The 25115-nt window shown below is 71.5% G+C and carries 19 protein-coding genes; 8 read left to right on the top strand and 11 right to left on the bottom strand.

From position 1 onward, the window contains the following. Window positions 1–111 precede the first annotated feature (111 nt). A complete protein-coding gene (locus AB0J57_RS30290) occupies window positions 112–1599 on the top strand; it encodes an FAD-dependent oxidoreductase (protein WP_366131546.1) in 1488 nt (495 codons plus the stop codon). Here AB0J57_RS30290 and AB0J57_RS30285 read toward each other — a convergent pair. Beyond that, window positions 1596–2555, bottom strand: a complete 960-nt coding sequence (locus tag AB0J57_RS30285) for a hypothetical protein (RefSeq protein WP_366131545.1) — start codon at window positions 2553–2555, stop codon at window positions 1596–1598. The two genes, AB0J57_RS30290 and AB0J57_RS30285, sit on opposite strands and share 4 nt — an antisense overlap. After that, the gene (locus AB0J57_RS30280; RefSeq protein WP_366131544.1) at window positions 2552–6058 is read right to left on the bottom strand and encodes a DNA polymerase III subunit alpha; all 3507 of its coding nucleotides are present in this window, start codon (window positions 6056–6058) and stop codon (window positions 2552–2554) included. Before AB0J57_RS30280 ends, AB0J57_RS30285 begins: the two co-directional genes overlap by 4 nt. A gap of 153 nt (window positions 6059–6211) precedes the next feature. On the opposite strand from AB0J57_RS30280, the gene AB0J57_RS30275 reads away from it, so the two are divergent. Further along, the gene (locus tag AB0J57_RS30275) at window positions 6212–7225 is read left to right on the top strand and encodes a DUF3533 domain-containing protein (RefSeq protein ID WP_366131543.1); all 1014 of its coding nucleotides are present in this window, start codon (window positions 6212–6214) and stop codon (window positions 7223–7225) included. On the opposite strand, the gene AB0J57_RS30270 is transcribed toward AB0J57_RS30275, so the two are convergent. Both AB0J57_RS30270 and AB0J57_RS30265 read right to left on the bottom strand, forming a co-directional pair. Further along, a complete protein-coding gene (locus AB0J57_RS30270; protein WP_366131542.1) occupies window positions 7209–7646 on the bottom strand; it encodes a PaaI family thioesterase in 438 nt (145 codons plus the stop codon). The genes AB0J57_RS30275 and AB0J57_RS30270 overlap by 17 nt on opposite strands. Window positions 7647–7656: 10 nt before the next feature. Beyond that, entirely contained in the window at window positions 7657–8763 is a 1107-nt protein-coding gene (locus AB0J57_RS30265; RefSeq protein ID WP_366131667.1) for a ferritin-like domain-containing protein, read from the bottom strand. Between the two features lie 402 nt (window positions 8764–9165). Here AB0J57_RS30265 and AB0J57_RS30260 point away from each other — a divergent pair, with 402 nt between their 5' ends. Genes AB0J57_RS30260 through AB0J57_RS30245 form a run of 4 tightly spaced genes read left to right on the top strand, consistent with a single transcriptional unit; the run spans window position 9166 to window position 12062 of the window. Further along, window positions 9166–9624, top strand: coding sequence for a PaaI family thioesterase (locus AB0J57_RS30260; protein ID WP_366131541.1), 459 nt, complete (start codon window positions 9166–9168; stop codon window positions 9622–9624). 34 nt (window positions 9625–9658) lie between these two features. Continuing rightward, the gene (locus AB0J57_RS30255; RefSeq protein WP_366131540.1) at window positions 9659–10318 is read left to right on the top strand and encodes an iron-containing redox enzyme family protein; all 660 of its coding nucleotides are present in this window, start codon (window positions 9659–9661) and stop codon (window positions 10316–10318) included. A gap of 12 nt (window positions 10319–10330) precedes the next feature. Further along, window positions 10331–11023 (top strand): hypothetical protein, encoded by a 693-nt coding sequence (locus AB0J57_RS30250; RefSeq protein WP_366131539.1) that lies wholly within the window; start codon window positions 10331–10333, stop codon window positions 11021–11023. A 7-nt stretch (window positions 11024–11030) separates the two neighbouring features. Further along, window positions 11031–12062, top strand: a complete 1032-nt coding sequence (locus AB0J57_RS30245) for a methyltransferase (RefSeq protein WP_366131538.1) — start codon at window positions 11031–11033, stop codon at window positions 12060–12062. A 92-nt stretch (window positions 12063–12154) separates the two neighbouring features. Here AB0J57_RS30245 and AB0J57_RS30240 read toward each other — a convergent pair whose 3' ends face one another. Further along, the gene (locus AB0J57_RS30240) at window positions 12155–13240 is read right to left on the bottom strand and encodes a S1 family peptidase (RefSeq protein WP_366131537.1); all 1086 of its coding nucleotides are present in this window, start codon (window positions 13238–13240) and stop codon (window positions 12155–12157) included. Window positions 13241–13519: 279 nt separating this feature from the next. Between AB0J57_RS30240 and AB0J57_RS30235 the strand changes: the two genes are divergently transcribed. After that, on the top strand, window positions 13520–14392 hold the full coding sequence (locus tag AB0J57_RS30235; RefSeq protein ID WP_366131536.1) for an alpha/beta fold hydrolase: 873 nt from the start codon (window positions 13520–13522) through the stop codon (window positions 14390–14392). A 134-nt stretch (window positions 14393–14526) separates the two neighbouring features. On the opposite strand, the gene fxsT is transcribed toward AB0J57_RS30235, so the two are convergent. The 4 genes from fxsT to fxsA all read right to left on the bottom strand — a co-directional run bounded on the left by fxsT (window position 14527) and on the right by fxsA (window position 22289). Next, entirely contained in the window at window positions 14527–18459 is a 3933-nt protein-coding gene (fxsT, locus tag AB0J57_RS30230; RefSeq protein WP_366131535.1) for an FxSxx-COOH system tetratricopeptide repeat protein, read from the bottom strand. Beyond that, a complete protein-coding gene (locus AB0J57_RS30225; protein ID WP_366131534.1) occupies window positions 18443–19777 on the bottom strand; it encodes a TIR-like protein FxsC in 1335 nt (444 codons plus the stop codon). Before AB0J57_RS30225 ends, fxsT begins: the two co-directional genes overlap by 17 nt. A gap of 121 nt (window positions 19778–19898) precedes the next feature. Then, window positions 19899–22115 (bottom strand): radical SAM/SPASM protein FxsB, inactivated metallohydrolase extension form, encoded by a 2217-nt coding sequence (fxsB, locus tag AB0J57_RS30220; protein WP_366131533.1) that lies wholly within the window; start codon window positions 22113–22115, stop codon window positions 19899–19901. 9 nt (window positions 22116–22124) lie between these two features. Beyond that, the gene (gene fxsA, locus AB0J57_RS30215; protein ID WP_366131532.1) at window positions 22125–22289 is read right to left on the bottom strand and encodes an FxSxx-COOH cyclophane-containing RiPP peptide; all 165 of its coding nucleotides are present in this window, start codon (window positions 22287–22289) and stop codon (window positions 22125–22127) included. Window positions 22290–22521: 232 nt separating this feature from the next. Between fxsA and AB0J57_RS30210 the strand changes: the two genes are divergently transcribed. Beyond that, window positions 22522–23424, top strand: a complete 903-nt coding sequence (locus tag AB0J57_RS30210; RefSeq protein ID WP_366131531.1) for a DUF4231 domain-containing protein — start codon at window positions 22522–22524, stop codon at window positions 23422–23424. Between the two features lie 5 nt (window positions 23425–23429). Here the strand turns inward: AB0J57_RS30210 and AB0J57_RS30205 are convergent, their stop codons facing one another. Beyond that, window positions 23430–23921, bottom strand: a complete 492-nt coding sequence (locus AB0J57_RS30205; protein ID WP_366131530.1) for a hypothetical protein — start codon at window positions 23919–23921, stop codon at window positions 23430–23432. Window positions 23922–24048: 127 nt separating this feature from the next. Then, window positions 24049–24951, bottom strand: coding sequence for a S1 family peptidase (locus tag AB0J57_RS30200; protein ID WP_366131529.1), 903 nt, complete (start codon window positions 24949–24951; stop codon window positions 24049–24051). Window positions 24952–25115: the final 164 nt, after the last annotated feature.

Here is a 25115-nt window from a genome sequence, read left to right as displayed (position 1 = left end):
CCGCATCTTGCGGTAGATGGCTGTCCCGTGCACTCCAGAGCCGTGACCGACGGCAGAAAGCGGTGAGAGATGCCCGCCGACCCTCATGGAAGCCCTCATGGCAGAGCACCGGTGCACGGTGCCGTGGACGTCCTGGTCGTCGGTGCCGGCCCGACCGGGCTCGCCCTCGCCTGCGACCTGGCCCGCCGTGGGGTGCGTACCCACGTCGTCGAGGCGGCCGATCAGCTCTTCGGCGGCTCGCGCGGCAAGAGCCTCCAGCCACGCACCCAGGAGGCCCTCGACGACCTCGGCGTCATGGCGGCGCTCCGGGCCGAGGGCGGACCGTTCCCGCCCATGCAGACCTGGCGGGAGGGCCGGCGGGACGGCACCTGGCGGCTGCTGGAACAGGACCCGGACGCCCCGGCGTCGCGGTACCCGGAGCCGTGGCTGCTCCCCCAGTGGCGTACGCAGGAGGTCCTTCTCGACCGGTTCCTGGCGCTGGGCGGGACCGTGGAGTACGGGACCCGGCTCACGACCCTGCACCAGACGGACCGGCACGTGCTGGCCGAGCTGACGCACGCCGACGGGAGCCGCCGGACGCTGACCGTGCCGTATCTCGTCGGCTGCGACGGCGGGCACAGTACGGTGCGCGACGCGCTGAGGATCGCCATGAAGGGCGAGGAGGGCGATCTGCACCCGGCCGTGGTGGCGGACGTACGCGTCCGGGACCTGGACCGCGACCACTGGCACATCTGGCCGGCCGACCCGGAGCGCCGGGGCGTGGGCAGCCTGCTGCTGTGCCCACTGCCGGGCACCGACCAGTTCCAGCTCAACGCCCGGGCCGACGACGAGGGGCGCGACCTCACACCGGACGCGGTGCGGCAGTTGGTCGCCGCCCGTACCCACCTGCCCGCCGACGCCGTCACGGACGTGCTGTGGCACTCGTACTACCAGCCCCGCACGGCGCTGGCCGAGCGGTTCCGCGACGGCCGGGTCTTCCTCGCCGGCGACGCCGCGCACGCCCACCCGCCCGGCGGCGGGCAGGGCCTGAACATCAGCGTCCAGGACGCCTACAACCTGGGCTGGAAGCTGGGCCAGGTGCTGCGCCACCACGCCCCCGAGGCGCTGCTGGACAGCTACGAGGCCGAGCGCCGCCCCGCCGCCGCCCACGTCCTGGAACTCAGCTCCCGGCTCTACCGGACGGGCCGCAGCCCGGAGGGCGGCAGCGAGAAGGCACGTCAGCGCGGCCGGCTCACCCACCTGCTGTCGGCCCACTACCGCGACAGCGCCCTGAGCACCGAGACCCGGGAACGGCTCGCCCCCACGGCCGTCCAGGCCGGTGACCGCGCCCCCGACCTGCCGTGCGTCACGGAGAACGGCGGCTCGCGGCGGCTCCACGAGCTGCTGCGGGGCCCGCACTTCACGCTGCTCGCGGTGGACCGGACACCGCCCCGGGTGCCGTCGGACATCGTCACGCACCGGGTGACCGGCGGCACGCTGGCGGAGGAGCTCGGCGCGGGGCTGTTCCTGGTCCGCCCGGACGGTCACATCGGGCTGGCCACCCACGACCAGGCGCACCTCGACCACTATCTGGCGAAGGTCGGCCTCGCGCCCCGTTAGGCGGCCAGCGACCCCGGCACGATCGCTCCCGGGCCGAACCTCGCGCGCGCCTTGTCCGCCACTTCCTCGATCCGCCGCGCCTTGTCGTCGGCCGGGTCGAGGGAGAGCTGGTGCGCGGCCTTCCCGGCGGGCATCAGGCCCTCGGCGCGCAGCCCGATGCCCCGCACGCGGGCGCGCTGGAGGCCGAGCGCCTCGTGCATCGCGTACGCGGTGCCGGCCAGGTCCGCCGTGTGGGCGGTCGGCTCGCGCAGGGTGCGGGTCCGGGTGGTCGCCGACCGGTCGGCGTACCGCACGGTCAGCGTCAGCGCGCGGCACACCTGCTCCTCGGCCCGCATCCGCGCGCCCAGCTCCCCGGCGAGCGACAGCAGGGCGCGCCGGTGCCGGTCCTGGTCCAGCTCGTCGCGGTCGAAGGCCCGTTCGGCGGCGACCGACCGGGACGCGGCGTTGGGGACGACCGCCGTACGGTCGATGCCCTGCGCCCGCTCCCACAGCTCGCGCCCCGCCCGTGCGCCCACGATCCGCTGGAGGACGGCGAGCGGCGCGGCGGCGGCGCGCCCGATGGAGTCGAGCCCGTAGGAGCAGAGCGTCCGGGCGGTGGCCGGGCCCACTCCGTGGAGCGCGGCGACCGGCTTGTCGCGCAGGAACGCCTCCGGGTCGTCGACCACCAGGGTCGTGCCGGGTGCCGCGTCCCATGCCGCCATGCGGGCCAGCATCGGGTTGGGTCCGGCCCCGATGACGCAGTCCACGCCGTGCAGGGCGAGCGCCCGGACCCGGATCACGGCGGCCAGCTCGGCGGGGCCGCGCCCGAAGTACCGTACGGCGCCCCGCACGTCGGCGAGCGCGGCGTCGGGCGGGGCGGCCTCGACGACGGGCGTGAACTCGCCGAGCATGGCGACCAGTTGGGGCAGCATGGCCTCACGCGTCGGCTCCAGCCGGAATCGTACGTGGAGAATCATCCCGCGCTCCCCTGGCTCTGGTGCCACAGCTTCTTCGGAACCCCCGTCGTCCCGTCGCCCGCCGGGCGCAGGTCCGCCCAGGGGTTCATCTCGTATCCGGTGGGCATCGTGATCCGCCGCCCGCTGTCGGAGGACGAAGCGGCCATGGGTTCGGCCAGCCGTGCCGCGACCGCGTCCAGGCCGCCTTCGTTCCGCAGTTCCACCAGTTCGGCGAGGTTCCAGGCGGCCGAGCCGACGATGCTGAGGCTGCGCGGCCCGCGCCGCTGCACCACGCCGCGTACCAGCAGCAGCCAGGAGTGGAAGACGGTGTGCGCGCACGCCTCGTGGCTGTCGTCGAAGAAGGCCAGGTCGACCAGGCCCGTGCCGTCGTCGAGGGTGGTGAAGATGACGCGTTTGCCGGACCGGATCGGCGGGGTCTGGGTGGCCGCCTTGGCGCCCGCGACCAGCACCGTCCGCCCGTGCGGGGCCGCCCGCAACGCTTGCGCGGAGACCACGCCGAGCTCGGCGAGGAAGGCGTGGTGATCGCTCATCAGGTTGCGTGAGGCGTCCATGGACAGCACGCCCAGCTCGGCGCTGAGCCGTTCGGCGTCGTCGAGGTCCGGCAGGCCGATGGGCGCGGACTTGCGGCCGCCCGCGAGCGGGAGCTGGTCGCCGTAGGAGCCGGATCCCCGCTGGAGGCGGTGGAGTTCGGCGAGGTGCAGCAGCAGGTCGCGCCGGTTGCCGCCGAACTCGTCCAACGCCCCCACCTGGGCGAGGCGTTCGGCGACGGGCCGGCTGGGCCGGGCCCGCTCCCAGAAGTCCAGCAGGGAGGCGTACGGCTGCCCGGCCTCGATCCGCGCCGCCTCCGCCTCGCTCATGCCGTGGACGTCGGACAGCGCCAGTCGCAGGCCCCACTTCCCCAGCGAACCGGACACCAGTTCGATCCGGTGTGCGACCGCCGACCGGTTCACGTCCACCGGCAGCACGGGCACCCCGCGCCGCCGCGCGTCCGCCAGCAGCAGCCGCTTGGGGTACATACCGGGATCGTGCGTGAGCAACCCGGCGTAGAAGGCGGCCGGGTAATGCGCCTTCAGCCACGCCGACTGGTACGTCGGCACGGCGAAGGCCACCGCGTGCGCCTTGCAGAAGCCGTACGACCCGAAGGCCTCGACGATCTCCCACGTGCGCGCGACCACGTCGTCCGCGTACCCCTTGGCCTTCGCATGCCGCTCGAACCAGACCTTGATGCGGCCCTGTGACTCCGGGTCGGACAGCCCGCGCCGTACGGCGTCGGCCTCCTCGCGGCCGCAGCCGGTCATGATGTCGAGGATCTTGATGATCTGCTCGTGGAAGACGACGACCCCGTACGTCTCCCTCAGCGCCTCCTCCAGGTGGGGGTGCGGGTAGCGCACCGGTGCCCGGCCGTGCCGGGCCTCGATGAACGGCCGCACCATGTCGGCCGCGACCGGCCCCGGACGGAAGAGCGAGATGTCGACCACCAGGTCGTGGAAGGTGGCCGGCTGGAGCCGCCCGACCAGGTCGCGCTGGCCCGGCGACTCGATCTGGAAGCAGCCGAGCGTCTCGGTGGAGCGGATGAGGCCGTACGTGGCCGGGTCGCCGGGCCGCACCTGACCGGGGTCGTCGATGTCGACCACCTCGCCGCTCGCCCGCTCGATCTCGGCGACCGCGTGCGCCATCGCCGACTGCATCCGCACGCCGAGCACGTCGAGCTTGAGCAGCCCGAGCTCCTCCACGTCGTCCTTGTCGAACTGGGACATGGGGAAGCTCTCACCGCTGGTCGGCACCACCGGCGTACGGCGTAGCAGCGAGGCGTCCGAGAGCAGCACCCCGCACGGGTGCATGGCGACGCCGCGCGGCAGCGCGTCCAGCGCCTCGACCAGCTCCCACAGCTTCCCGTACCGCTCCCGCTCGCCCGCGAGTTCGCGCAGCTCGGGCAGTTCGTCGAGGGCGGCGCGGGCGTCCCGGGCGCGGATGTGCGGGAAGGACTTGGCGATCCGGTCGATGTCGGCCGGGTCCATGGACAGGGCGGCGCCCACGTCCCGTACGGCGTGGCGCACCCGGTACGTCTCCGGCATGGCGACGGCGGCCACGCGCTCGGGGCCGAAGCGGCCCAGGATGGCGCGGTAGACCTCCAGGCGGCGGGCGGACTCCACGTCGATGTCGATGTCGGGCAGCACGGGCCGCCGCACCGACAGGAAGCGCTCCATCAGCAGGCCCTGTTCGACCGGGTCGGCGTGGGCGATGCCGAGGAGGTGGTTGACCAGGGACCCGGCGCCGGAGCCACGGGCGGCGACCCGGATGCCCATCTCGCGGGTGTCGTCGACGACCTGGGCGACGGTGAGGAAGTACGAGGCGAAGCCGAGCCGCTCGATGGTGCGCAGCTCGTCCTCCAGCCGGGACCAGTACGCCCGCTTCCGGTCGTGGCCGCGCAGCACCATCCCGGCGGCGCAGCGCGAGCGCAGCACCCGCTCGGCGGTGCGCCGGCCGGCGCCGACCAGGTGCGCCTCGGGGAAGTGGACGGTGCCGATGCCCAGGTCGTCCTCGGGGTCGACCAGGCACGCGGCGGCGGTCTCCTCGGTCATGGCCAGGAGCCGGTGCGCGGTGTCGCGGCGGAACCCGGCGGCCTCGGCGACCCGCTCGGCGGTGGCCGCCATCGCGGCCGGGTCCTTGAGCCAGCGCTCACCGCTGTCGAGCCCCTTGCGGGGGTCGATGGGCACCAGGCGGCGGGCCGCGTCGAGGACGTCGGCGACCGGGCCGAGGCCGGGTTCGGCGTACCGCACGGCGTTGGTGAGCACGGCGCGCACGCCCTGCTCGGCGGCGAGGCCGAGGGTGCGGGCGGCGTGCCGGAGGGAGCCGGGCCCGGTGCCGGTGCGGCCGTGGTGGACGACCTCCAGGCGCAGGGCGTCGCCGTACACCTCGCGCCAGGGGGCGAGCAGCCGGGCGGCGCGGTCGGGGCGGCCGGCGGCGAGGGCGCGGCCGATCTCGGAGTCGGGCCCGAGGAGGACGGTCACGCCGTCGCCGTGGTTCTCCGCCCAGGGAAGCAGCGGGCTGCCGCCGTTCCGGGGGCCGCGCGCGGCGGCACGCCCGGCACCGTGTCCGGCGCCGGCACCGGCGGCGTGCGCGCCATCCTCCTCCGCGTGCGCTGCGGTGATCAGCCGGCACAGGTCGGCCCAGCCCTCCCGGGAGCGGGCGAGGAAGAGCGCGCGGGGCGCGGACTCGTCCACGAAGGCGCCGCCGCGCACGGGGGTGCGGCGCCGCTCGGTACGGGAGTCCTCTCCCCGTACCGGCTTGTCGATCGCGAGGTCGACCCCGAACAGCGGCCGTACGCCTTCCTTGGCGCAGGCCGCGGCGAACCGGACCGCGCCCGCGACGGTGTCGCGGTCGGTCAGGGCGACGGCGTCCATGCCGAGCTCGGCGGCGCGCGCCGCCAGCCGCTCCGGGTGGGAGGCCCCGTACCGCAGGGAGAAGCCCGAAACGGTGTGCAGATGCGTGAACCCTGGCACCCGCACCTCCTGGATCAATCCGGTCTCACCTCCCCCACTACCACCATAGACCAAGTTCGAACGTCTGTACGACCACGCGTGCGACCACCTACCGGGTCCGCCATTCGGCCCGTCCCACCTGCGGGAACGCGGCCCGCCCCGGAGCGTGGGGGCATGAAGCTCGCCGCCGAAGTCAAGAACGCCGTCACGCCCCGGGCCGCGCTGCTGGTCATCGGCGTGCTCGCCCTCCAGTTGCTGTTCATCGCCTCCTATGTGGGCGCGCTGCACAACCCGAAACCCAAGGACGTGCCCTTCGGCGTGGTGGCGCCGGGACCGGCGGGCGCCCAGGCCGCCGACCGGCTGGCGCGACTGCCCGGTGACCCGCTCGACCCCCGCGTGCTCGGCGACCGGGAGGAGGCCCGGCGACAGATCATGGAACGGGAGATCGACGGCGCCCTGATCATCGACCCCAGGGGCACCACCGACACCCTGCTGGTCGCCTCCGGCGGCGGCACCGTGCTCGCCAACGCCCTGAACAGGATCATCACGGAGGTCGAACGGCCGCAGCAGCGCACGGTACGGACGGTGGACGTGGCCCCCGCCTCACCTCAGGACTTCGACGGCCTGTCCGCGTTCTACCTGGTGGTGGGCTGGTGCGTGGGCGGCTACCTGCTCGCCTCGATCCTGGCGATCAGCGCGGGCTCCCGCCCCGCCAACCCGCAGCGCGCGATCATCCGGCTCGTCGTCCTGGCGCTCTCCGCGCTCCTCGGCGGCCTCGGCGGCGCGGTCATCGTCGGCCCGGTCCTGGGCGCCCTGCCCGGCAGCGTGGCCGCGTTGTGGGGACTGGGCGCCCTGGTGGTCTTCTCGGTCGGCGCGGTCACGCTCGCGCTCCAGGCGCTGACCGGGATCGTCGGCATCGGCCTGGCGGTCCTGCTGATCGTGATCGCGGGCAACCCGAGCGCGGGCGGCGCCTTCCCGGCCCCGATGCTGCCGGACTTCTGGCGGGCGATCGGCCCGGCCCTGCCGCCGGGCGCGGGCACCTGGGCGGCGCGCTCGATCGCGTACTTCAGGGGCGACGCGCTCTCCGGCGCGATGCAGGTCCTCGCCATCTGGGCGGTCGTCGGCACCGTACTCACCCTGGTGATGTCCGCGGTACGGAAGCGGGGTCAGCTCACGACACCGTCTTGATGCACGCGGTCGCGGTCGCCACGGCGACCGTCCTGCCCTCGGGGTCGACGAGCTCCCCCGCCAGGAAGCACACCTCCTTGCCGCGCTGCACCACTCGGCCCCGCCCCACGAGCCGCCCCGGCCGGGCGGGCCGGAGGAACTGGACGTGGAGGTCCAGCGTCGGGGCGAACTGCCCGGGCGGCAGCGTCGCGACCAGGGCGGGGCCCAGGGTGTCGTCGAGCATGGCGGCCAGGAAGCCGCCCTGCACGGTGCCGGCGGGGTTCAGGAACTGCTCCCCCGCGTGGAAGGCGACCTCGATCGTCGCCGCCCCGGGGTCGACCGCGACGAGCTCCCAGCCCAGCGTGGTGGCCGCGGCCGGCGGCGGGATCCGCCCGGCCTGCACGTCCCAAAAGAACCCTTCGCGCTGCTCTTCCATGGTCATGAGACCGACCCTACGGGTTCCCGGGCCGGTCCGGCGTGCGGTCGGCACCGGAGGCGCCGGAACCGCCACCGGCTTCCGCGCCGAGGGATATCGCCTCGTCGACTTCCCGCCGCCGCGCGCCGAGTTCGGCTTCGTAGCGCTCCCGGTCCACGGCCTCGGCGATGTCCTCGTCCTGCCGCATGAGCGCTTCCAGGTCACCCTTGGCGTTGTCGAGGATGCCCATGTCGGTGTACGCGGCCTGGACCCGCTCGCCCCACAGGCCGACGTCCTTGACGCAGGGCACGACCCGGCTGAACAGCAGTGACTGGTAGAGGCGGTACATCTCGGAGTTGTCGACGTGCTCCATGCACTCGTCGACCGGCAGGCCGAGCTGCTCGTACACCTCCCGGCCCTTGAAGCGGTCGCGCAGCAGGTAGCAGCCCTCCACGACGAACTCCTCGCGCTCGGCCCGCTCGGCCGTGGTGAGCTGGGCGTAGTAGTCCTTCAGCGCCAGGCGCCCGAAGGCCACGTGACGGGCCTCGTCCTGCATCACATAGGCGAGCAGTTGCTTGACCAGGGGGTTGGTGGACACGTCCCGGAAGAGGCCGAAGGCGGCGAGGGCCAGGCCCTCGATGAGGACCTGCATGCCCAGGTAGGGGAGGTCCCAGCGGGAGTCCTCCAGTGACTCGGCCAGCAGCTTGGCCAGGTCCTGGTTGATCGGGTAGTACATCCCGACCTTCTCGCGCAGGAACCGGGTGTACAGCTCCACGTGACGCGCCTCGTCCATGGTCTGCGTGGCGGCGTAGAACTTGGAGTCCAGGTCGGGCGCGGACTCGACGATACGGGCCGACACGTTCAGGGCGCCCTGTTCCCCGTGGAGGAACTGACTGAACAGCCACGATCCCTGGTGCCGGGTGAACTCGACGCGCTCCCGTTCGGTCATCCGGTCCCAGATCCGCGACCCGAGCAGCGGGTTGAACTCATCGGGCAGGCCCGCCGCGTTGTCCGGGTCGACCTCCAGGTCCCAGTCGATGCGTTTCTGGGCGTCCCACTGCTTGTCCTTGCCCTTCTGATACAGGCTCAGCAGCCGGTCGCGGCCGTCGCCGTAGTCCCAATTGAAGCGGGTGGCCCCCGCCATGGGAACGTTCCAGATCTCCTTGGGGGCGCCCGGGACGTAGAAGTCGAAGAAGCTCACTGGTGTCCAGACCTTCCGAGAGCGAGAGCGAGAGAGCGAAAAAACAAAATGCGTGCTCGGCTTCGTGCCCATGGACCTACTGTCGGATCTACCGTCGGGTAAATTAGACTCCCCGTCACCATGGGTCAAGGCCGTGAGGGGATTACGAGCGGACCGGGCGGAGTTGGCCGAAACCATGCGGTCCACCCATGATCGATATTCTCCGGACTATGCGCCTTGACAAGGCGTCAGGCCACTGCCAAGAATCGGTGGCGCTTGATGTCCCGAAATCCGGCATGTCTGATCATGCCGTGCGTACGGTTCGGCTCCCGGTCCCTCCCCACAGGCAAGAAGGGAAGCCTCGACGTGTCCGAAACACACCTCGAGCAGGAAACCGTTTACGATCGCCTGGGCGATCTTCCGCCGGTCGCGGAAATGATCTCCTGGAAGCTGCTCGGGCTGGACCGGGCGGCGAATTCCATCCATCTTTCATTCACCGCCGCCAAGGAGTTCACCAATCCCGGCGGAACCGTTCACGGCGGATTCATCACCGCCATGCTGGATGAATGCATGGGTTCCGCGGTGGTCGGTCTCACCGAAGCGGAATTCCTGCCGTCCACCATCTCCATGACCACCGATTTCATCAGGCCGGTCTTCGTCGGAGAGGTGTTCGGCGAGGGCCGGATCACCTCCATGGGCGGCAAGTCGGCCTTCCTGGAGGGCAAGCTCACGGACGCGGAGGGGGCGACGCTGGCCCGGTCGGTGGCCGCCTACCGCCTGCTGCCGTGGCCGGAGCACCTCAAGCCCAGGCCCAAGCGCAGCTGACTGTCCCGAACCGATCTCCGGAAGGAAGCGGAACATGAGCAACTTCGAAAAGCTGCTGGCTGCCACGGAAGACGAGTTCACGAGCGAGATCGAACGGAACCCGCTGATCGAGGTGGTCGCCGGCGGGCGGATGAAGCGCGAGCACTACATCAGCTACCTGCGCGAGACGTACCACATGGTCCGGCACACCTCCCGCATGCTGTCCCTCGCCGGCGCCAGGCTCGGTGACGACTACCGCGGGCTGCGCGACTGGTTCTTCGAGCAGGTCCAGGAGGAGAACAACCACGACCTGTTCTGCATCAAGGACCTCCAGAACCTCGGCGAGAACGCGGAGGAGGTCCTCGCGGTGCCGCCCAAGCCCGGCTCGTGGGGGCTGGTCGCCCAGAACTACTACATGGCGACCTACGGCAGCCCGCTCGGCATCCTCGGCGTGGCGAGCCTCACCGAGGGGCTCGGCGCGGACCTCGGCAAGTCGATGGCCGACCTCCTCAGGAGCGAGTACGGCCTGGAGAAGAACCAGATCTCCTTCATCAAGAGCCACGCCGGATTCGACGCCCGGCACATCGAGGACGTGAAGAGGGCGGTCAACGAACTCCTGGTCAAGGACTCCGACCTCGACGAGGTCATCCAGGGCAGGCGGATGACCATCCACTACTACGGCCAGATGTTCCGGGACGTGCTGGCGAGCGCCTGACAGGGAGATGACGTGCCACCGAACCCGAGCCCGGTACTGGAGAACCAGGAACGCGAATCATTCATCACGTACACGGCCGCCCCGCACGATCCCGACGTGCTCCGGGAGTTACACAAGTACCAGATCTCCGAGATCACCGAGACATGGGAGGAGGAGGACTACCGGGACTTCCTGAAGAAGGCCCTCACACCCCTCGGCCTGTTCCGGGAGGAATTCCTTCCGAGCCAGTCGTCCCACTGTTACCGGATCACCTTCGACGGTGAGACGACGGCCATCTTCCGGCTCACGCCCACGGACCCCGGTTCAGTGTTCCACCAGGTCATCCCCGGAGCGGCCGGGAAAAAGATCCTCGAAGTGAACAACGTGGCGGTCGAGGAGAGCTTCCGGGGAGATCTCCTGCTGGGAGTGATCCTGCGGGATTGCGCGCTGCTCGCCCACGAGAAGGGCTACGACTTCGTCGCCGGGGTGGTTCGGCATGAAATCCTGCCCCTGTTCGTCGACTTCGGCACCATCCCGGTGCGGCACGACCCCCTCCACATACTGGGGGACGAGAACATCTGCGACTACGTCACCTACTTCATGACCCACAGGCGGGAGCACATCGACTACGCCTGTGCCCGCGGATACCACTATTTCCACCGCAAGGTCACGATGAACGCGATCGACGCGGACGTACGGCGTTCACGCGAACGCGCGGGGCGGTGAGGGGACCATGGACGAAACGGCACCGCCCCCGAACACCCGCCTCCTGATGCCGGTGCTCCAGATGATGGCGGCGAAGTCCGTGCACGCCGCGGCCGAACTGGGCCTCGCCGACCTGCTGGCCGAGCGGCCCTACAGCAGCACCGAGCTGGCGGAGAAGACCGGTACGCACCCCGCGTCGCTGCGCCGGCTGCTGCTGGCGCTGGCCGGTCTGGGCGTCGTAACCCAGACGGACGACGACCGCTTCGAGCTGGCCGGCCTCGGTCAGCCCCTGCGGCGCGACGCCCCCGACTCGGTTCTCGCGCTGGTGAGACTCGGTTGCGGGCCGGAGGTCTGGCGGGCCTGGGAACACCTGCTGCCCAGTATCCGCACCGGGCAGCCGGCCTGGGAGCTGGCGCACGGCGTGAACTGGCTGGACTTCTACGCCGACAACCCGGAACGGGCCGCCGTGTTCAACGCCTCCCAGGCCGAGCACACCCGCGACACCATGCCCGCCGTCCTGGCCGCCACCGACTTCTCCCGCTTCCACACGGTGGTGGACGTCGGCGGTGGCGACGGGACTCTCATGGCGCACGTCCTCTCCTCCCACCCTCAGCTCCAGGGAGTGGTGTTCGACGTGCCGACCGGGCTCGCCGCCGCGGCCGGCCGGCTCGCCTCGGCCGGCGTCGCGGACAGGTGCCGGGTGATCAGCGGGGACTTCTTCACGTCGGTGCCCGAGGGCGCGGACGCGTACCTGCTGAAGGAGATCCTCCACGACTGGGAGGACGACGAGGCCATCGCCATCCTGCGCACCATCAGGGCGGCGGCCCCACCGGACGGCCGGCTCCTCGTCGTCGAACGGGTGCTGCCCGAGCGGGCGTCCCCGGGGCCGGCCGCGGCCCACCTGTACCTGCGCGACCTGCTGATGCTCACCGTCACCGGTGGCAGGGAACGCACCGAGCGGGAGTTCCACGCCCTGTTCGAGGCCGCCGGATTCGTACCCGCCCGGGCGACCGGGCCGCTGCCCTTCGGCTACCGGGTCCTGGAGGCGACCCCGGCCTGAGGCGCCCCCGGCCCGAGGACGGTCAAAAATGTTCATGACAAAGCCCCGGATCGCCGGTCGCGGCGGCCCGGGGCCTCGTCATGCCAGTGGCGTCAGCCGATCTGCGCGCCGAAGGTGGTCAGCGCCTCCGTGACCGGCTGGAAGAACGTCTCACCGCCCGAGGAGCAGTCGCCGCTGCCGCCCGAGGTCAGACCGACCGCCGCGTCGCCCGAGAAGAGCGAGCCGCCGCTGTCGCCCGGCTCGGCGCAGACGTTCGTCTGGATGAGCCCCTCGACGACCTGCCCGTTGCCGTAGTTCACGGTGGCGTTCAGGCCAGTGACCTCGCCCTCGTGCACCTGGGTGGTCGAGCCGCTGCGGGTCACCTTCATCCCGACGGTCGCCTCGGCCGCCTTGGCGATGGTCTGCTTGCCTCCGTCGTAGAGGTTGACCTCGCTCGGGTGCGCGGTGTCGCCGTTGTACTTGACCAGCGCGAAGTCGTTGCCGGGGAACTGCGAGTCGACCATGGAGCCGATCGCCGCCCCGCCCTGGGAGTCCGACCACTCGCTGCCCGACTCACCGCAGTGGCCGGCCGTGATGAAGTGCGGCTGGCCGTCCTTGACCACGTTGAACCCGAGGGAGCAGCGTCCGTTGCCGGAGTGGATGGCGTCACCGCCCGCGATGAGCGGCTTGAACTCGCCCGCCGAGCGCTTCAGTTCCGCCTTGGAGCCGAGCCCCTTCACGACCTGGGTGAGCTTGTCCAGGGCCGCGCCCTTGACCGTACGGTCGGCCGTGACGACGACCTTGTTGCTCACCGGGTCGACCGCCCAGGACGTCCCGGGTATGGTCGCCCGGCTCTTCAGCGTCTGCCGGGCGCCGGTCAGCTCGGCCAGCGTGTGCTCGACCAGTCTCGCCTTGCCGCCCGCCTCGCGCACGGACTCGGCCGCGGCCTCGTCGACCACGTTGACCACCAGGGTCCTGGAGGTGGCGTCGTAGTACGCGCCGGCGGCGTCGCCGCCGAGTGTCTTGTCGAGCGTCGCGGCGAGGGTGCCCGCCGCGGGCGCCGACAGCGTCTTCACGGTGAACCGGGGCGCTTCCTCACTGGCGTTCGCAGTCTGGAAGGTGATGCCGGCTCCCAGCAGAGCGACAGCGGCTCCGCCCGCGATCGCCGCACGCCTTTTGGGTATGCGTCGGTGCTTCACAACTCGACCTCTCCTGTGGGGGGCCGTGTCCGGGTACGTGGGGTGCCCTGACACGGAGGATGGGCAGTCCACTATCCCGATACCAACCGGTAGCACACAAGGTCGACTTCAGGACGCGCACGCGACCTTCACTTCGCGCCCCCGGCACACCCACCACTCCCGCCGTCCGTGCCGGTTGACGTTTGCGAATTCCGGCCACGTCGCGGCAGGCGACAAAGCGACCCCGTACAGGCACCCTGATGGGTAGTCATCGACGGACACGTGAAGGAGGCGGGGGGCTTGCGACGTCGGGTGCGCGCGAGGGACGGCCGGCATCTGATGGTGGAACGCCTGGGGGACCCGCAGGGCCGTCCGGTCTTCCTGCTGCACGGCACGCCCGGCAGCAGACTGGGGCCGGCCCCCCGTGGCATGGTGCTCTACCAGCGTGGCATGCAACTGATCGCGTACGACCGCCCCGGCTACGGCGGTTCGGACCGCCTGGCCGGGCGCAGCGTCGCCGATGTGGCCTCGGACGTGGCGGACATCGCCGACGCGCTCGGCCTGGAGCGGTTCGCGGTGGTGGGCCGCTCCGGCGGCGCCCCGCACGCGCTGGCCTGCGCCGCCCTGCTGCCGCACCGGGTGACCCGTACGGCGGCGCTGGTGACGCTGGCGCCCAGGGACGCGGACGGGCTGGACTGGTTCGAGGGCATGGCCGCCTCGAACGTCACGGAGTACACCCACGCGACCCTCGACCCCGACGGTGTCGCCGCCCGCCTCACGCCCCGCGCGGACGCGATACGCAAGGACCCGGTCCGGCTCCTGGACGACCTGCGCCGGGAGCTGACCGCCTCGGACCGGATGGTCGTCTCGGACGCGGGCGTGCGGTCCATGCTGCTGCGCAACTACCAGGAGGCGCTGCGGACCTCCGCGTACGGCTGGATCGACGACGCGGTGGCCTTCTGCAGCCCCTGGGGGTTCGACCCGGCCGACATCCCGGGCGAGGTGCTGCTCTGGCACGGCGAGCAGGACGTCTTCTCGCCGGTCGGCCATTCACGCTGGCTCGCCCGGCGCATCCCGGGCGCGACGGCCGTCCTGGAACCGGCCGCCGCGCACTTCGACGCCCTGCACGCCCTGCCCCGCGTCCTCACCTGGCTGCTCGACGCGGGCGAGTGAGCCGAAGGGGGGCGACTGTGTCGAAAGGGAGAACGCGCGGAGGGTCGTGAGGAACGAGCGACCCGAGCACGATCGACCGTCGACACAGGCGCAGGCCCCCCGGAGGAGAACTGAGCCCGCATCAAGAGGGCGCGTCACACGGCCAAGGGCTCCAGGTCCCGGTGCACCCGGCGCTCGTCCCGGGCCAGGCGGGTGAGCGCGTGCTCGTCGCCCAACTGCCGGGCCAGTTCGTCGGCGGTCTCCGCCCGCAACCGGTCGGCCTCGTCCTTGCGGCCCAGCGCGCCCAGCGTGACCGCCAGGTTGGAGGCGACGCCCAGCACCTCCGGGTGGTGGGCGCCCAGGACCTCGCGCAGCGCGCGCACGGTGCGCTGCTCGATCGCCAGGGCTTCGTCCAGTTCGCCCAGGTCGGCCTTGGCGTTGGCGATGTTCACCGTGCAGAACAGGGCGTGCGGATGCCGCTCGCCCAGGACCTCGCGCATGACCCGCAGGGCGGCCTGGAGGAGCTGCTCCGCCTCCTCCGGGGCCCCGCAGCCCCACTGGTAGATGCCCAGGTTGTTGAGGGCGGCCAGGGTGTACGGGTGCCGCTCGCCGGGCACCTCCCGGTACTGGTCGAGGACCTCCTGCGCCAGGTCCCGGGCCGCCACCGGCTCCCCGGCCGCGAACAGGTCGGCCGCCAGGTTCAGGTCGCAGGCCAGCGAGTCCGGGTGCGCGTAGGTGTACTTGGCGCGGTACCGGTTGCGCGTGGCCGTGGTCAGCCGCCGCGCGTCCTCCAGTCTGCCCGCCCGGCGCAGTGACACGGCGAGGCTCTTCCCCGCGGCGAGGGTGCCGGGGAAGGCCCGGCCGAGGGTCTCCTTGTAGCTGTCGTACGTGCGTGACAGCAGCGCCACGGAGTCCTCGTACCGGCCGACCTCCCGCAGGTCGCGGGCGAGGGAGGTGGCCGAGGAGAGGGTGTAGGGGTGCTCGGGGCCGAGGACCTCGGTGCGCCGGTCGAAGACCTCCTGGTCGATCTCGCGGGCCCGGGCGTACTGCCCGACCATGCGCAGGTTGAGCGCCAGGTTGTTCGCGGCGGCCAGGGTGCGCGGGTGGGAGTCGTGGAAGATCTGGCTGAAACCCTCGTGCGCCTCGGTGGCCAGTTCCATCGCCCTGCCGTAGTGGCCGAGCGCGCCGAGGTCCATGGCGAGGCTGGAGGTGGTCATGTACGTGTGCGGGTGGGAGCGGCCGAGGACGGCGCGCTGCCGCTCCAGGGTGACCTCGTCCAGTTCCCGCGCCTCGACGTAACGGCCCTGGGAGCGGAGGATGTTGGAAAGGTGGAAGCGCAGGTAGAGGTACTGGAGGTCGTCGTTGCCGAGCATCTCGCGCCAGGCGTCGCGGAGGTCCTCGGCGAGGCCGCCGGCGGTCTGCCAGTCGCCGCGCTTCCAGAGGTAGCGGACCCGGTCGATGAGCAGCCGGCGGGTCTCGGGCTCCTTGCAGTACCGGGCCTCGGAGGTGCCCAGGTGCGGCCAGATGGTGGCGAACCGGGGCCAGGTCTCGGGGTTGTCGATCGGCTCGTCGTCGTCCGGCCGGGCGCCGGCCAGGATGCGGTGGACGGCGTGGCGGGCGTCGCGCTGCTCCTCCTCGGAGAGCTGTGCCCGGATGACGGCCTGCACGAGCCGGTGCACCTGGATGGAGTTCGACACCTGGTCGACCTTGGCCAGGGCGAACCGGCCGATCTCGCGGATCACCCGGCCCAGCACCAGCTTCTCCTGGAGTGAGGCGTCGTACGGCTTGAGCGCCTCGATCATCTCCTTGCTGTACAGCAGGTTGGCGTGGATGGGCTCGGGGGCGAAGAACGCGCAGAGCTGGAGCAGCCGCACGGCGGCCGGTGAGCGTTCCTTGAGCCGTTCGATGGAGACGTTCCAGGTGGCGGCGACCGGTTCGGGGTAGCCGGCCGGCTGGTTGAGGGCCAGGGTGCGCGCGGCGGCGTCCTGGAGCTGCTCCAGGTAGGCGGCGACGGGGGTGGCCGTCTCCGCGATCCAGGCCGCGGCCTGTTCGACGGCGAGCGGCAGGTCGCCGACCGCTTCGGCGACCTTGTCGGCGTCCTCGGCGCTCAGCCCCTTGGCGCGGCGCTGGAGGTGCTCGATGGACTCCTCGCGCAGGAACACGTCGACGGGCAGCGCGTCGCCGTACTGCGACCAGGTCTGGTTCCTGGAGGTGACCAGGATGTGCCCGCCGGTGGGGAAGAACCGCTTGAGCGCGTCGGGGTCGTCGGCGTTGTCGAAGACGAGCAGCCAGCGGTTGGACGGCACGCCGCGCCGCAGCAGGTCGATGGCCTCCTGGGAGGCGGCGGCCATGTCGTCGCCTCCCTGGGCGCCGAGGCGGACGGCCAGCTCGGCGAGGCCGGCGATCACGTCGTCGGTCTGCTCGGCGGACATCCACCACACCAGGTCGTAGTCGGCCATGAAGCGGTGCACGTACTCCAGCGCCACCTGCGTCTTGCCGACGCCGCCGAGCCCGTACAGCGTCTGCGGCTGGGGCAGGACGACGGCCATCCCGCCGCCGAGCTGGTCGCGCATCCGCTCCAGGACGACGGACCGGCCGGTGAAGCCGGGGTTGCGGGGCGGCGCGTTCCAGATCTTCGGCACGGTGCCGGGGAAGCGGGGCCCGGGCGGCACGCCTTCGTTGAGCTTGACGGGCCGGTCCAGGGCGCGCAGCAGCGCGGCGGTGGCGTGCACCTCGTCGAGCCGGAACAGGTCGACGGGGTTGCGGTCGATGTAGGGGGTGGTGAGCCGGACGTCGCCGACGCGCAGCGGCAGCAGGTGGCGCCGCCCCCCGCCGGGGTCCTCGGCGGCGGCCCGCTCCCACACCTCGACCGCGCGGGCCGACTTGAGGTACGCGCTGGACAGCAGGACGACCGTGCGGGCGGCGTTCTCGGCGGCGTGGAGCACGTCGCTGCCGGTGGTCGCGGGGTCGGCGGAGACGTCGCGCGGGACGACGCGGAATCCGGCCCGGGTGAGGACGGACTCGATCCAGTCGGCCCACATGCGGTTCTCGGCGACGTACGACAGGAAGAGGTCGGCGGGCAGGGCGGGGCGGCGCCGGGTGAAGGCGTCGCGGATCCGCAGCCGTACCTCCTCGTTGACCGCCGGCATGGCGGTGACCTCGCCGTCGGTGACGACGGCGGTGAGCCGCTCGAAGGCGGACAGCAGCGAGTTGGCGATCCCGGCGTCGTCACCGAAGGTCGCGAGGGTCTCCTCGTAGGCGTAGTAGGGCCGGTACGGGATCTCCACGGCCCCCCAGTAGGAGGCGAGTTCCTCCCCCGTCAGCCCGCTGGGGAAACCGTCGAACTTCAGCCGGGCCAGCGCCCGGCCCGCGTCGGCCTTCTCCTTCTCGCCCTCGTCGATCCGCATCGGTACGGGGAAGATGCGGATGCCCCGGCCGCCGTAGCGTTCGTCGATCTGGCGGGCGACGGCGGCGGCGCCGTCCATGGACTGGTCGCTGAGGGTGAAGCAGTCGACGAGCGCGTCGGGCAGGTGGACGGTGCAGATGTCGGCGATGTCGCTGAGGCCGGTGCGGCTGTCGATGAGGACGTAGTCGTAGTTGGCCTTCATGTCGTCGCGCAGCGCGTCGAAGAAGTGCCCGCCGCCGAGCCGGTCGTAGAAGTTGTCCCAGTCGAAGGTGGAGACGGTGGCGGAGTACTCGCGGTTCTGCTTGCCGGCTGAGACGAAGTCGAGGGTGCCGCCGTCGGGGAACTCCCAGCCGAGCGCCTCGGGGGTGAGGGAGACGGCGTGCGGCTGGATGCGCGCGTAGTCGCGGTGCCAGTCCTCGGAGCGCTGTACGGGGCTGGTGGCGGCCCAGGCGTATTCGGTGATCAGGTCGATGACGCCGGTGGTGGCGCCGAGGGTGGACGGGTCGAGGAAGGGGTGGAAGAAGCGGTGCAGGCCGGGGGCCTCCAGGTCCCAGTCGACGGCCAGGACCCGCTTGCCGTTCGCGGCGAGAATCCAGGCCGTGTTGGCCAGGGCCATCGTCCGTCCCGTACCACCCTTGTAGGAGTAGAAGGTGACGATGCGTCCATCACGACTGGCTGTCATCCAGATCCTCCGCATCGGGCGCGATCTCGTGCGTCTCGGGTATGTAGTGGGTGGTGCCCAGTTCGCCCGCCATCGGGCCGCGCAGCCGTGGCCGCTCGGTGTGCCGGCCGCCCGCGGGCGGGTAGACGGCGGCGTGCCGCAGGTACTGCTGGGCGGCCGCCTCCACCACTTGGGGCAGGATCTGGCCGAACGCCTCCATGCTCGGTACGCCTCTGGCGGCGGCGCGGCTGGCGGCGCGGCCCTGGCCCATTTTGATGGGCATGGTCTGTTCGAGCCTCTCGTTGAGCTCGGCGTCCTCCGCCCTGCTCTGGTGGTCCAGTTGGTTGCGGGGGACGACGACGCTGACCCAGGGGCGGTGTTCGGCGTCGAAGGCGGCGAGCCGTTCGCGGCGTTCGTCGTCCTTCAGGGCCCAGCGGTCCAGGAGCAGGATCTCGGGGCGGCTGGGGGGCTGCTTGGCGTCGGGCGGGCCGGCGTCGTGGTCGAAGGAGGTGACGGTGGCCTGGTAGTTGAGCGAGCGGACCAGGTCCTCGGTGACGTAGGCGAGCGGCCGGGCGGCGTCGGGGTGGTACGGGTTCCAGTCCTGCGGCATGTCGCCGTAGTACTCGGGGTCGCGGCCTTCGGGCAGGTCGTGGCGGGTGGGGGCGGCGACGGTGACCTGGAGGGGTCTGGGGCCGCGGCCGGGGGTGCCGAAGGCGCTGGGCGCGGAGCGGTAGTCGACGGGTCTGCCGGGGCTGATGCCCGCGGTGTCGGCGACGGAGACGATGCGTTTGGCCAGTTCGTAGACGGCCCGTTCGTACTCCTCGGCGAATATCCGGAGTTTGATCAGGCCGTAGAGCCCGTCGGTGACGTAGCGGTCGCCGAAGTCGCGGTGGTTGAACTGCAACCGCTCGGCGGGGCCGGGGAGTTGCTCGGGCGGCACCGGGACCCACAGCGCGGGCACGATGGCGTCGGCGGGCCTGTTGTGCTTGGCGTGGTGGTAGATCGCCCGGGTGGCGAAGGCGTACCACTCCTTGCCGCACATTTCGCTGGCGAAGTAACGGGGGGAGAACAGGGGGACGAAGACCCGGCAGGTGGCCAGGACTTCTCCCAGCCGTTCCGACCACCCTTCGCCGGAGCGGATCTCCCGGTCCATGAACCCGGCGGGGGCTCCGGCCGGGAGATCGGTCATGGCCATCACATGGCCGCACAGATCGCGGAAGAGCCGCTCGACCCACATGTCGGGATCGGGGCCGCCGGCTCCGTACCTCGGCGTATGCGCATAACTCAAGAAGAAGTACGGCCGATGGTCCGCCGCTCGCGCTTGCGGTGACGCCTGCACACGACCCCCGTCCTATGTGATCACTCGCATCCGGGATGTGAAGGATACGAGCTGATTAATCATTCCGGACCAGACTTTGCTGCACCCCCACGACGTTCAGTCATTCAACGCTGCTTTTCGGTCATCCATGCGACAGCATGACGGCCGGTTCCCTTGATCGGCACAGTTCCTTGCGCACCCCGGCCACCAGGAGCTTGCCGCTCACGGTGAGTTCGGCGGCGTTTTCCAGCAGATCGAGCGCCCTTTCGGCTTGTTCGGCATGGCCGTGTTCGTACGCGGCGAGCCCCGCCCGCTCGTACGCCCCGGCCAGCAGCGCGGAGACCGGCACCGGCGCCTCCTGCCAGGGCGCCGGGTGGCTCCAGGCACCGTCCAGCGCGTAGAGGTCCGTGACGTCCAGCAGCGCCCGCAGTTTGGCCCGCCGGAAGCCGCGCAGCAGGGCCCGCGCGAGCGCTCCGGCCTCCTCGTGGAGAGGCAGGCCGAGCGCCCCGTACCCATGCCGCCGCCCCACGCACGGCTCGGTCCCGGTGAGCGGCGTGAGGGTGGTCAGGCTCGCGGCGGCCTCGGCTGCCTGGTCCGGCACGGCGTCCCGCAGCAGCGCCCAGGCGCGGTCCAGCCGCCCGCCCCACCCGGCCGCCTCGCCGGGCGTGAGCCGGCCGGTGACGGGCGCCGCGAAACCGTCCCGGTACGGGTCGAGGTCGTCCAGCGCGACGCCGTGCGCCCCGCGCCGTACCGGCCGCCAGTGCCCGCTCTCCTCCTGGAGCCGTTCGACGCGCAGTTCCTGGGCTCCGCGCACCACGAAGCCGTCCCCGGTCGCCCGCAGCTCCACCGGACCGGCCACGCCGAGGCCGACCGTCCCGAGCGTCGGCAGGTGCAGCGCACCGCCCCGGTGGGTGACGCGGACCGGGACGTCGACCCGGCCGCGCACGGCGGCGGCGGCCACGTACCGCGCGAGCTCCCCCGCGAGGCCGGCCGCCCCGGCGCGCCCTTCGCGCAGCGCGTCCAGGCAGTCGAGGAGCCACGCGCGCGTGTAGGGGTGGGCGAGCACCTCGTCGAGCCCGTCGGAGCGCTGTTCGACGGCGCCGGCCAGCTCCCATGCCTCGGCCCACCCCTCGCCGCCGCGCCCGTCGAGCTCGCTGTGCAGTTCGGCGAGGAGGACGCGGGTCAGCTCGTGCTGCTCGGCGACGAGCGCGCCGGGGTCGGCCACGGCGGGTGCCGCGGTGGCGGCGGCGGTGCGGTTCTCGATGCCGCGCACGAGCGCTTCGAGGTCGGCGCAGTAGACGGACGGGTTGTCGAAGCCGCCCTCGGCCCGGTAGCGGTGGGTGTAGAGGCCGCCGCCGCAGGAGCGGACGACGGGACACTGCCGGCAGGTCTCGCTGACTCCGGCGAGGCCGAGCTGGCGGGCCCGGACGCCGGGGTGGGCGGCGACCTCGTCGAAGGAGTGCCGGAACACGTCGAACCCGGTGGCGGCGGCGCCTTCGTAGGCGCTCTTGAGGGAGTCGACCTGTTCGAGGGTGCCGTCGGTCTCGACGACGACGAGGTCGGTGGGCGCCAGGCCCAGGGACTCGGTGAGGCTGGGTCCGCCGTTCAGGGTGGACAGGACGGATTCGAAGAGCCGCACGGGAACGGGCCTGCCCTGGTCGTCCCACCGGTCGAAGACGGTGAGGATCCACTCGGCGTACGCGGTGGGCGAGCCGTCCGGGCGGGGCGGGGGCTCTTCCCAGGTGGCGTGCGGCAGCAGGAAGTCGATGCGCGGGGGCGCGAGCGCGGTGAGCGCGTCGTACACGGCGACGGGATCGTTGGCCACGTCGATGGTGCACAGCAGGCCGAGGTCGAGGTGGCGGTAGCGCTCCTGGTGCAGCAGGTCGATGGCCTTGAGCACGAGGGGGTGGCTGCTGCGGCCGTCGGCGAAGCGGCGGTGGCGGTCGTTGGCCGTCTTGTCACCGTCGAGGGAGATGCCCACCTTCACGCCGTACTCGTCGAAGAGATCGAGGTAGCGGGGGCTGAGCTGGAGGCCGTTGGTGTGGATACGGAGGTCCAGTTCGGTGACCGGGGCGAGGGCGGTGGTCAGCTCCTCGCAGACGCGCCTGAGGCGCGCGGGTCCTGCCAGCAGAGGCTCCCCTCCGTGCAGGATCACTGACACGGAGGGCAGGGCATGTTTCTTGGCATGCTCGGCCAGTCGCAGAGCTGTCCAGGAAATGGCCTGGTCAGAGATTGCCTTGGGGCGGGTACGCCAGCTCTGATCAGCGTGTTCATAGATATAGCAGTGGTCACAGGCAAGATCACACCTGCTGTGGACCTTCAGGACGATCTCGCGGAATGGGACCAGGGGTCCAGTCATTCCGCCAGTTTAGAGCGCCGAGTTGAACGTCGAGACACGCTCGGTACGGTCGGTCACCGAGGGCAGAACGCGGCTCAGCTTCTTGGCGGCTGCCGCTCCTCGCACGTCGATCTCGGCGAGTGGAACGCGATTCTTCTTCGCGACAGCGAAGGTGACTGAGGTCTGAAAGCTCACGACGGCCGTCCTAGGGGGAGTGGGTCGGTTGGGGATAACCGCACCGTTGCAGTGTCGGCGGCACGACTTTACTCTCATGCCCACCCACAGCAAATCAGCGCAAGAGGTTGAAACAAAAGCGTTGCGCCAGTATTCCCCGACCGACCCGGAACGAGCCATTCCACCGAAAGAGTGACGACAAAACCGCAGACCGGGGGTGCGCATGACCGGGTTTCAGGGCCCACTGCAGAGCATGGTCTTCCGAAACGCAGATCTGCCTGCGCTGTTCCACCGGGCGGACGAGATCGCCATCGCCCGCCAGCGCGACGCGGTGCAGGACACCCGCTTACAGCTCTGGCTGCTGGTCGCGGGCGCCTGCCTGGCGGCGATACCCGGCGGCTGGCCCATCGGGGATGCGTTCCAACTGGCGGGCGCGCTCAGCGCGTTGGCGTACGCGGGCGTACTCCTGGCCACGTACCGCGCCTCCAGGCGCCGTGCGAAGTCGCATTGGCAACTGAACCGATCCGCCGCCGAGTTCATCAAGTCGATGTGCTGGCGGTACGCCGTCCACGGCGCGCCCTTCGACGCCGATTTCCCCGACCCTGACGGGGAGTTCCTGTCCCGGCTGGAGGCGGGGCTCGGCGAGCTGCGGAAAGTGGGCTGGGTCGACCCGCGCGCGTCGGCGCCGGCCGATGACCGGAGCGAGCTCATCACCCCGGCCATGCGGATGCTGCGCGAGAAGCCCTTCCGGATACGCAAGGAGACGTACGTCAGGGACCGGCTGATCGAGCAGCGCAACTGGTACCACAGGAAGACCGTGGTGTCGCGCCGGGCCACCACGCTGTGGTCCGTCACCATCTCGGTGCTCACGGGCCTCGCGCTCTTCCTGGGCGTGTTGCGGACCTTCTCGGTGGGCGACTCGGCCGTGATGGCCGGGCTGCTGTCGGCCGCGGCGGCCGCGTGCGTGGCCTGGAGCGAGATCCGCCGCCACCAGCCGCTGATAGCGGCGCACTCGCTGGTGGAGGAGGACCTGGCGGCGATGCACACCGCGATGGAGACGGTGATCGGCGAGGACAGGTGGGCGGCGGCCGTGTACGAGACCGAGCGCATCGTCTCGCCCCAGCACACCGACTGGCTGGTCCAGCACCGTCGGTGAACCCGTCAGGCGCGTTCGACGCCCGTGCGCCAGATGACCGTCACCGGTTTCCCGAGGTCACGGGCGTAGCGGACGATGTCGCCGGTGCCGCCGAGGCCGCGGGCCGGTCGGCCGTCCCAGACGGCGAGCAGCCGGTCGCAGTGGTCGGCGATGTAGGTGCCGGCAGCGTAGTACGCCTCGTCGGTGGAGTGCGCGTAGTCCATCCGGACCTCGCGCGTGGCGCGCTTGCGGAAGGCTTGGTAACGGGCCAGTTCGTCGGGGTCGGTGAAGCCGTCCTCGTAGTCCCCGGCGGGGATGACGGCGGTCAGCTCGGCCCCGCACGCGAGGGCGATGTCCGCGAAGAGCTGGTCCGCCCCGGCGGCCAGGCTGGACAGCGCCTCCAGCCCGCCCCCGTGCCCCCTGGTGGCCGCGTGGACCACGGCGTGGATCGCGGCGCGCACATGGGCGTGGAGCTCGTCGGGGATGTCCCTGTGGCCGGTCACTCCGATGCGCTTCATCCGCCCCCGCTCTCCGACGTCGCCCTGTGGCCGAGCGCCGTCACATCCTCTCAAATGTGGGCGCTCCCGGGCAGGACGTCGAGCCCCCGGCCGGGAATCCGGCCGGGGGCCCGTCGCGCCGTAAGGGCTAGTACACGCTCACGCGGTAGGCGTTCAGCGCCTCGGTGACCGGCTGGAAGAAGGTCGTGCCGCCGGTACGGCAGTTGCCGCTGCCGCCGGAGGTGAGACCGATGGCGCGGCTGCCGGAGTAGAGCGGGCCGCCGCTGTCGCCGGGCTCGGCGCACACGTTCGTCCGGATCATGCCGTAGACGACGTCGCCGCCGCCGTAGTTGACCGTGGCGTTCAGGCCGGTGACGCTGCCGCTGTGGGTGCCGGTGGTGGAGCCGCGGCGGGTGACGGACATGCCGACGGTGGCGTTGGCGGCGCTGGTGATGTCGACGTTGCCCACGGTGCCGGGCTTGGCGATGGAGGTGTTGGAGTAGCGCACGATGCCGTAGTCGTTGTTCGGGAAGCTGGAGCCGGTGGTCGGGCCGAGGACGGTGGTCCGGCCGGAGTTGGCGTACCAGGTGCCCGCGCCGTCGGTGCAGTGACCGGCGGTGAGGAAGTACGTGGTGCCCGCGCTGTCGCGGACATTGAAGCCGAGCGAGCAGCGCCAACTGCTGGCGTAGATGGCGTCACCGCCGGAGATCAGCTTGGTGAACTTGCCGGGGGTGCGCTCGATCCTCAGGGCGCCGGCGTTGGCTCCGGCCTGGCGCTTGATCTTGGCGATCTCGGCCTGGGAGACGGTCGAGTCGGCGGTGACGACCAGGGCGTTGGTCGCCGGGTCGACGTGCCAGGCGGTGCCCGGTACGTCGGCCTCCAGGACGGCCGAGCCGGCGGCGGACAGCTCGGCGGCGCTGTAGGACCGCGGTGAGTCGGCGTTCGCGGCGGGGACCGCGAGGGTGGCGGCGGCGGCGAGACCGGTGGCGACGGCGAGCAGACGGGATCGTCTGGCTATGCCACTGCGGGGGGTGGTGCGCTTGTTCCTCACTTCTCGTTCCTCCCGAGGGGAATCGGGGGCCCGCCGTGGGGGATCGGGCCCGTGAGGCGCAGTCAGGTCCGGGGGTCCGGATTTCGGACACGCCGTGCCCCTGACAAGCGCTGCTTCGGGAGTATTCGCAGGCTCGGCCGGTGGACGCAAGGGTGTCTTTCGGC

Origin of the sequence: Streptomyces sp. NPDC049837, from assembly GCF_040674455.1 — a bacterium.
Lineage (GTDB): Bacteria > Actinomycetota > Actinomycetes > Streptomycetales > Streptomycetaceae > Streptomyces.
The sequence above is the reverse complement of the archived record's forward strand: the minus strand, read 5'-3'. Positions and strand labels throughout refer to the sequence as shown.

What these genes read in the sequence shown, in the direction of transcription:
- AB0J57_RS30285 (WP_366131545.1), bottom strand. Translation starts at nt 2,555, where the DNA reads ATGATTCTCCACGTACGATTCCGGCTGGAGCCGACGCGTGAGGCCATG.
- AB0J57_RS30275 (WP_366131543.1), top strand. Translation starts at nt 6,212, where the DNA reads ATGAAGCTCGCCGCCGAAGTCAAGAACGCCGTCACGCCCCGGGCCGCG.
- AB0J57_RS30270 (WP_366131542.1), bottom strand. Translation starts at nt 7,646, where the DNA reads ATGACCATGGAAGAGCAGCGCGAAGGGTTCTTTTGGGACGTGCAGGCC.
- AB0J57_RS30265 (WP_366131667.1), bottom strand. Translation starts at nt 8,763, where the DNA reads ATGGCGGGGGCCACCCGCTTCAATTGGGACTACGGCGACGGCCGCGAC.
- AB0J57_RS30255 (WP_366131540.1), top strand. Translation starts at nt 9,659, where the DNA reads ATGAGCAACTTCGAAAAGCTGCTGGCTGCCACGGAAGACGAGTTCACG.
- AB0J57_RS30245 (WP_366131538.1), top strand. Translation starts at nt 11,031, where the DNA reads ATGGACGAAACGGCACCGCCCCCGAACACCCGCCTCCTGATGCCGGTG.
- fxsT (WP_366131535.1), bottom strand. Translation starts at nt 18,459, where the DNA reads ATGACAGCCAGTCGTGATGGACGCATCGTCACCTTCTACTCCTACAAG.
- fxsB (WP_366131533.1), bottom strand. Translation starts at nt 22,115, where the DNA reads ATGACTGGACCCCTGGTCCCATTCCGCGAGATCGTCCTGAAGGTCCAC.
- AB0J57_RS30210 (WP_366131531.1), top strand. Translation starts at nt 22,522, where the DNA reads ATGGTCTTCCGAAACGCAGATCTGCCTGCGCTGTTCCACCGGGCGGAC.
- AB0J57_RS30205 (WP_366131530.1), bottom strand. Translation starts at nt 23,921, where the DNA reads ATGAAGCGCATCGGAGTGACCGGCCACAGGGACATCCCCGACGAGCTC.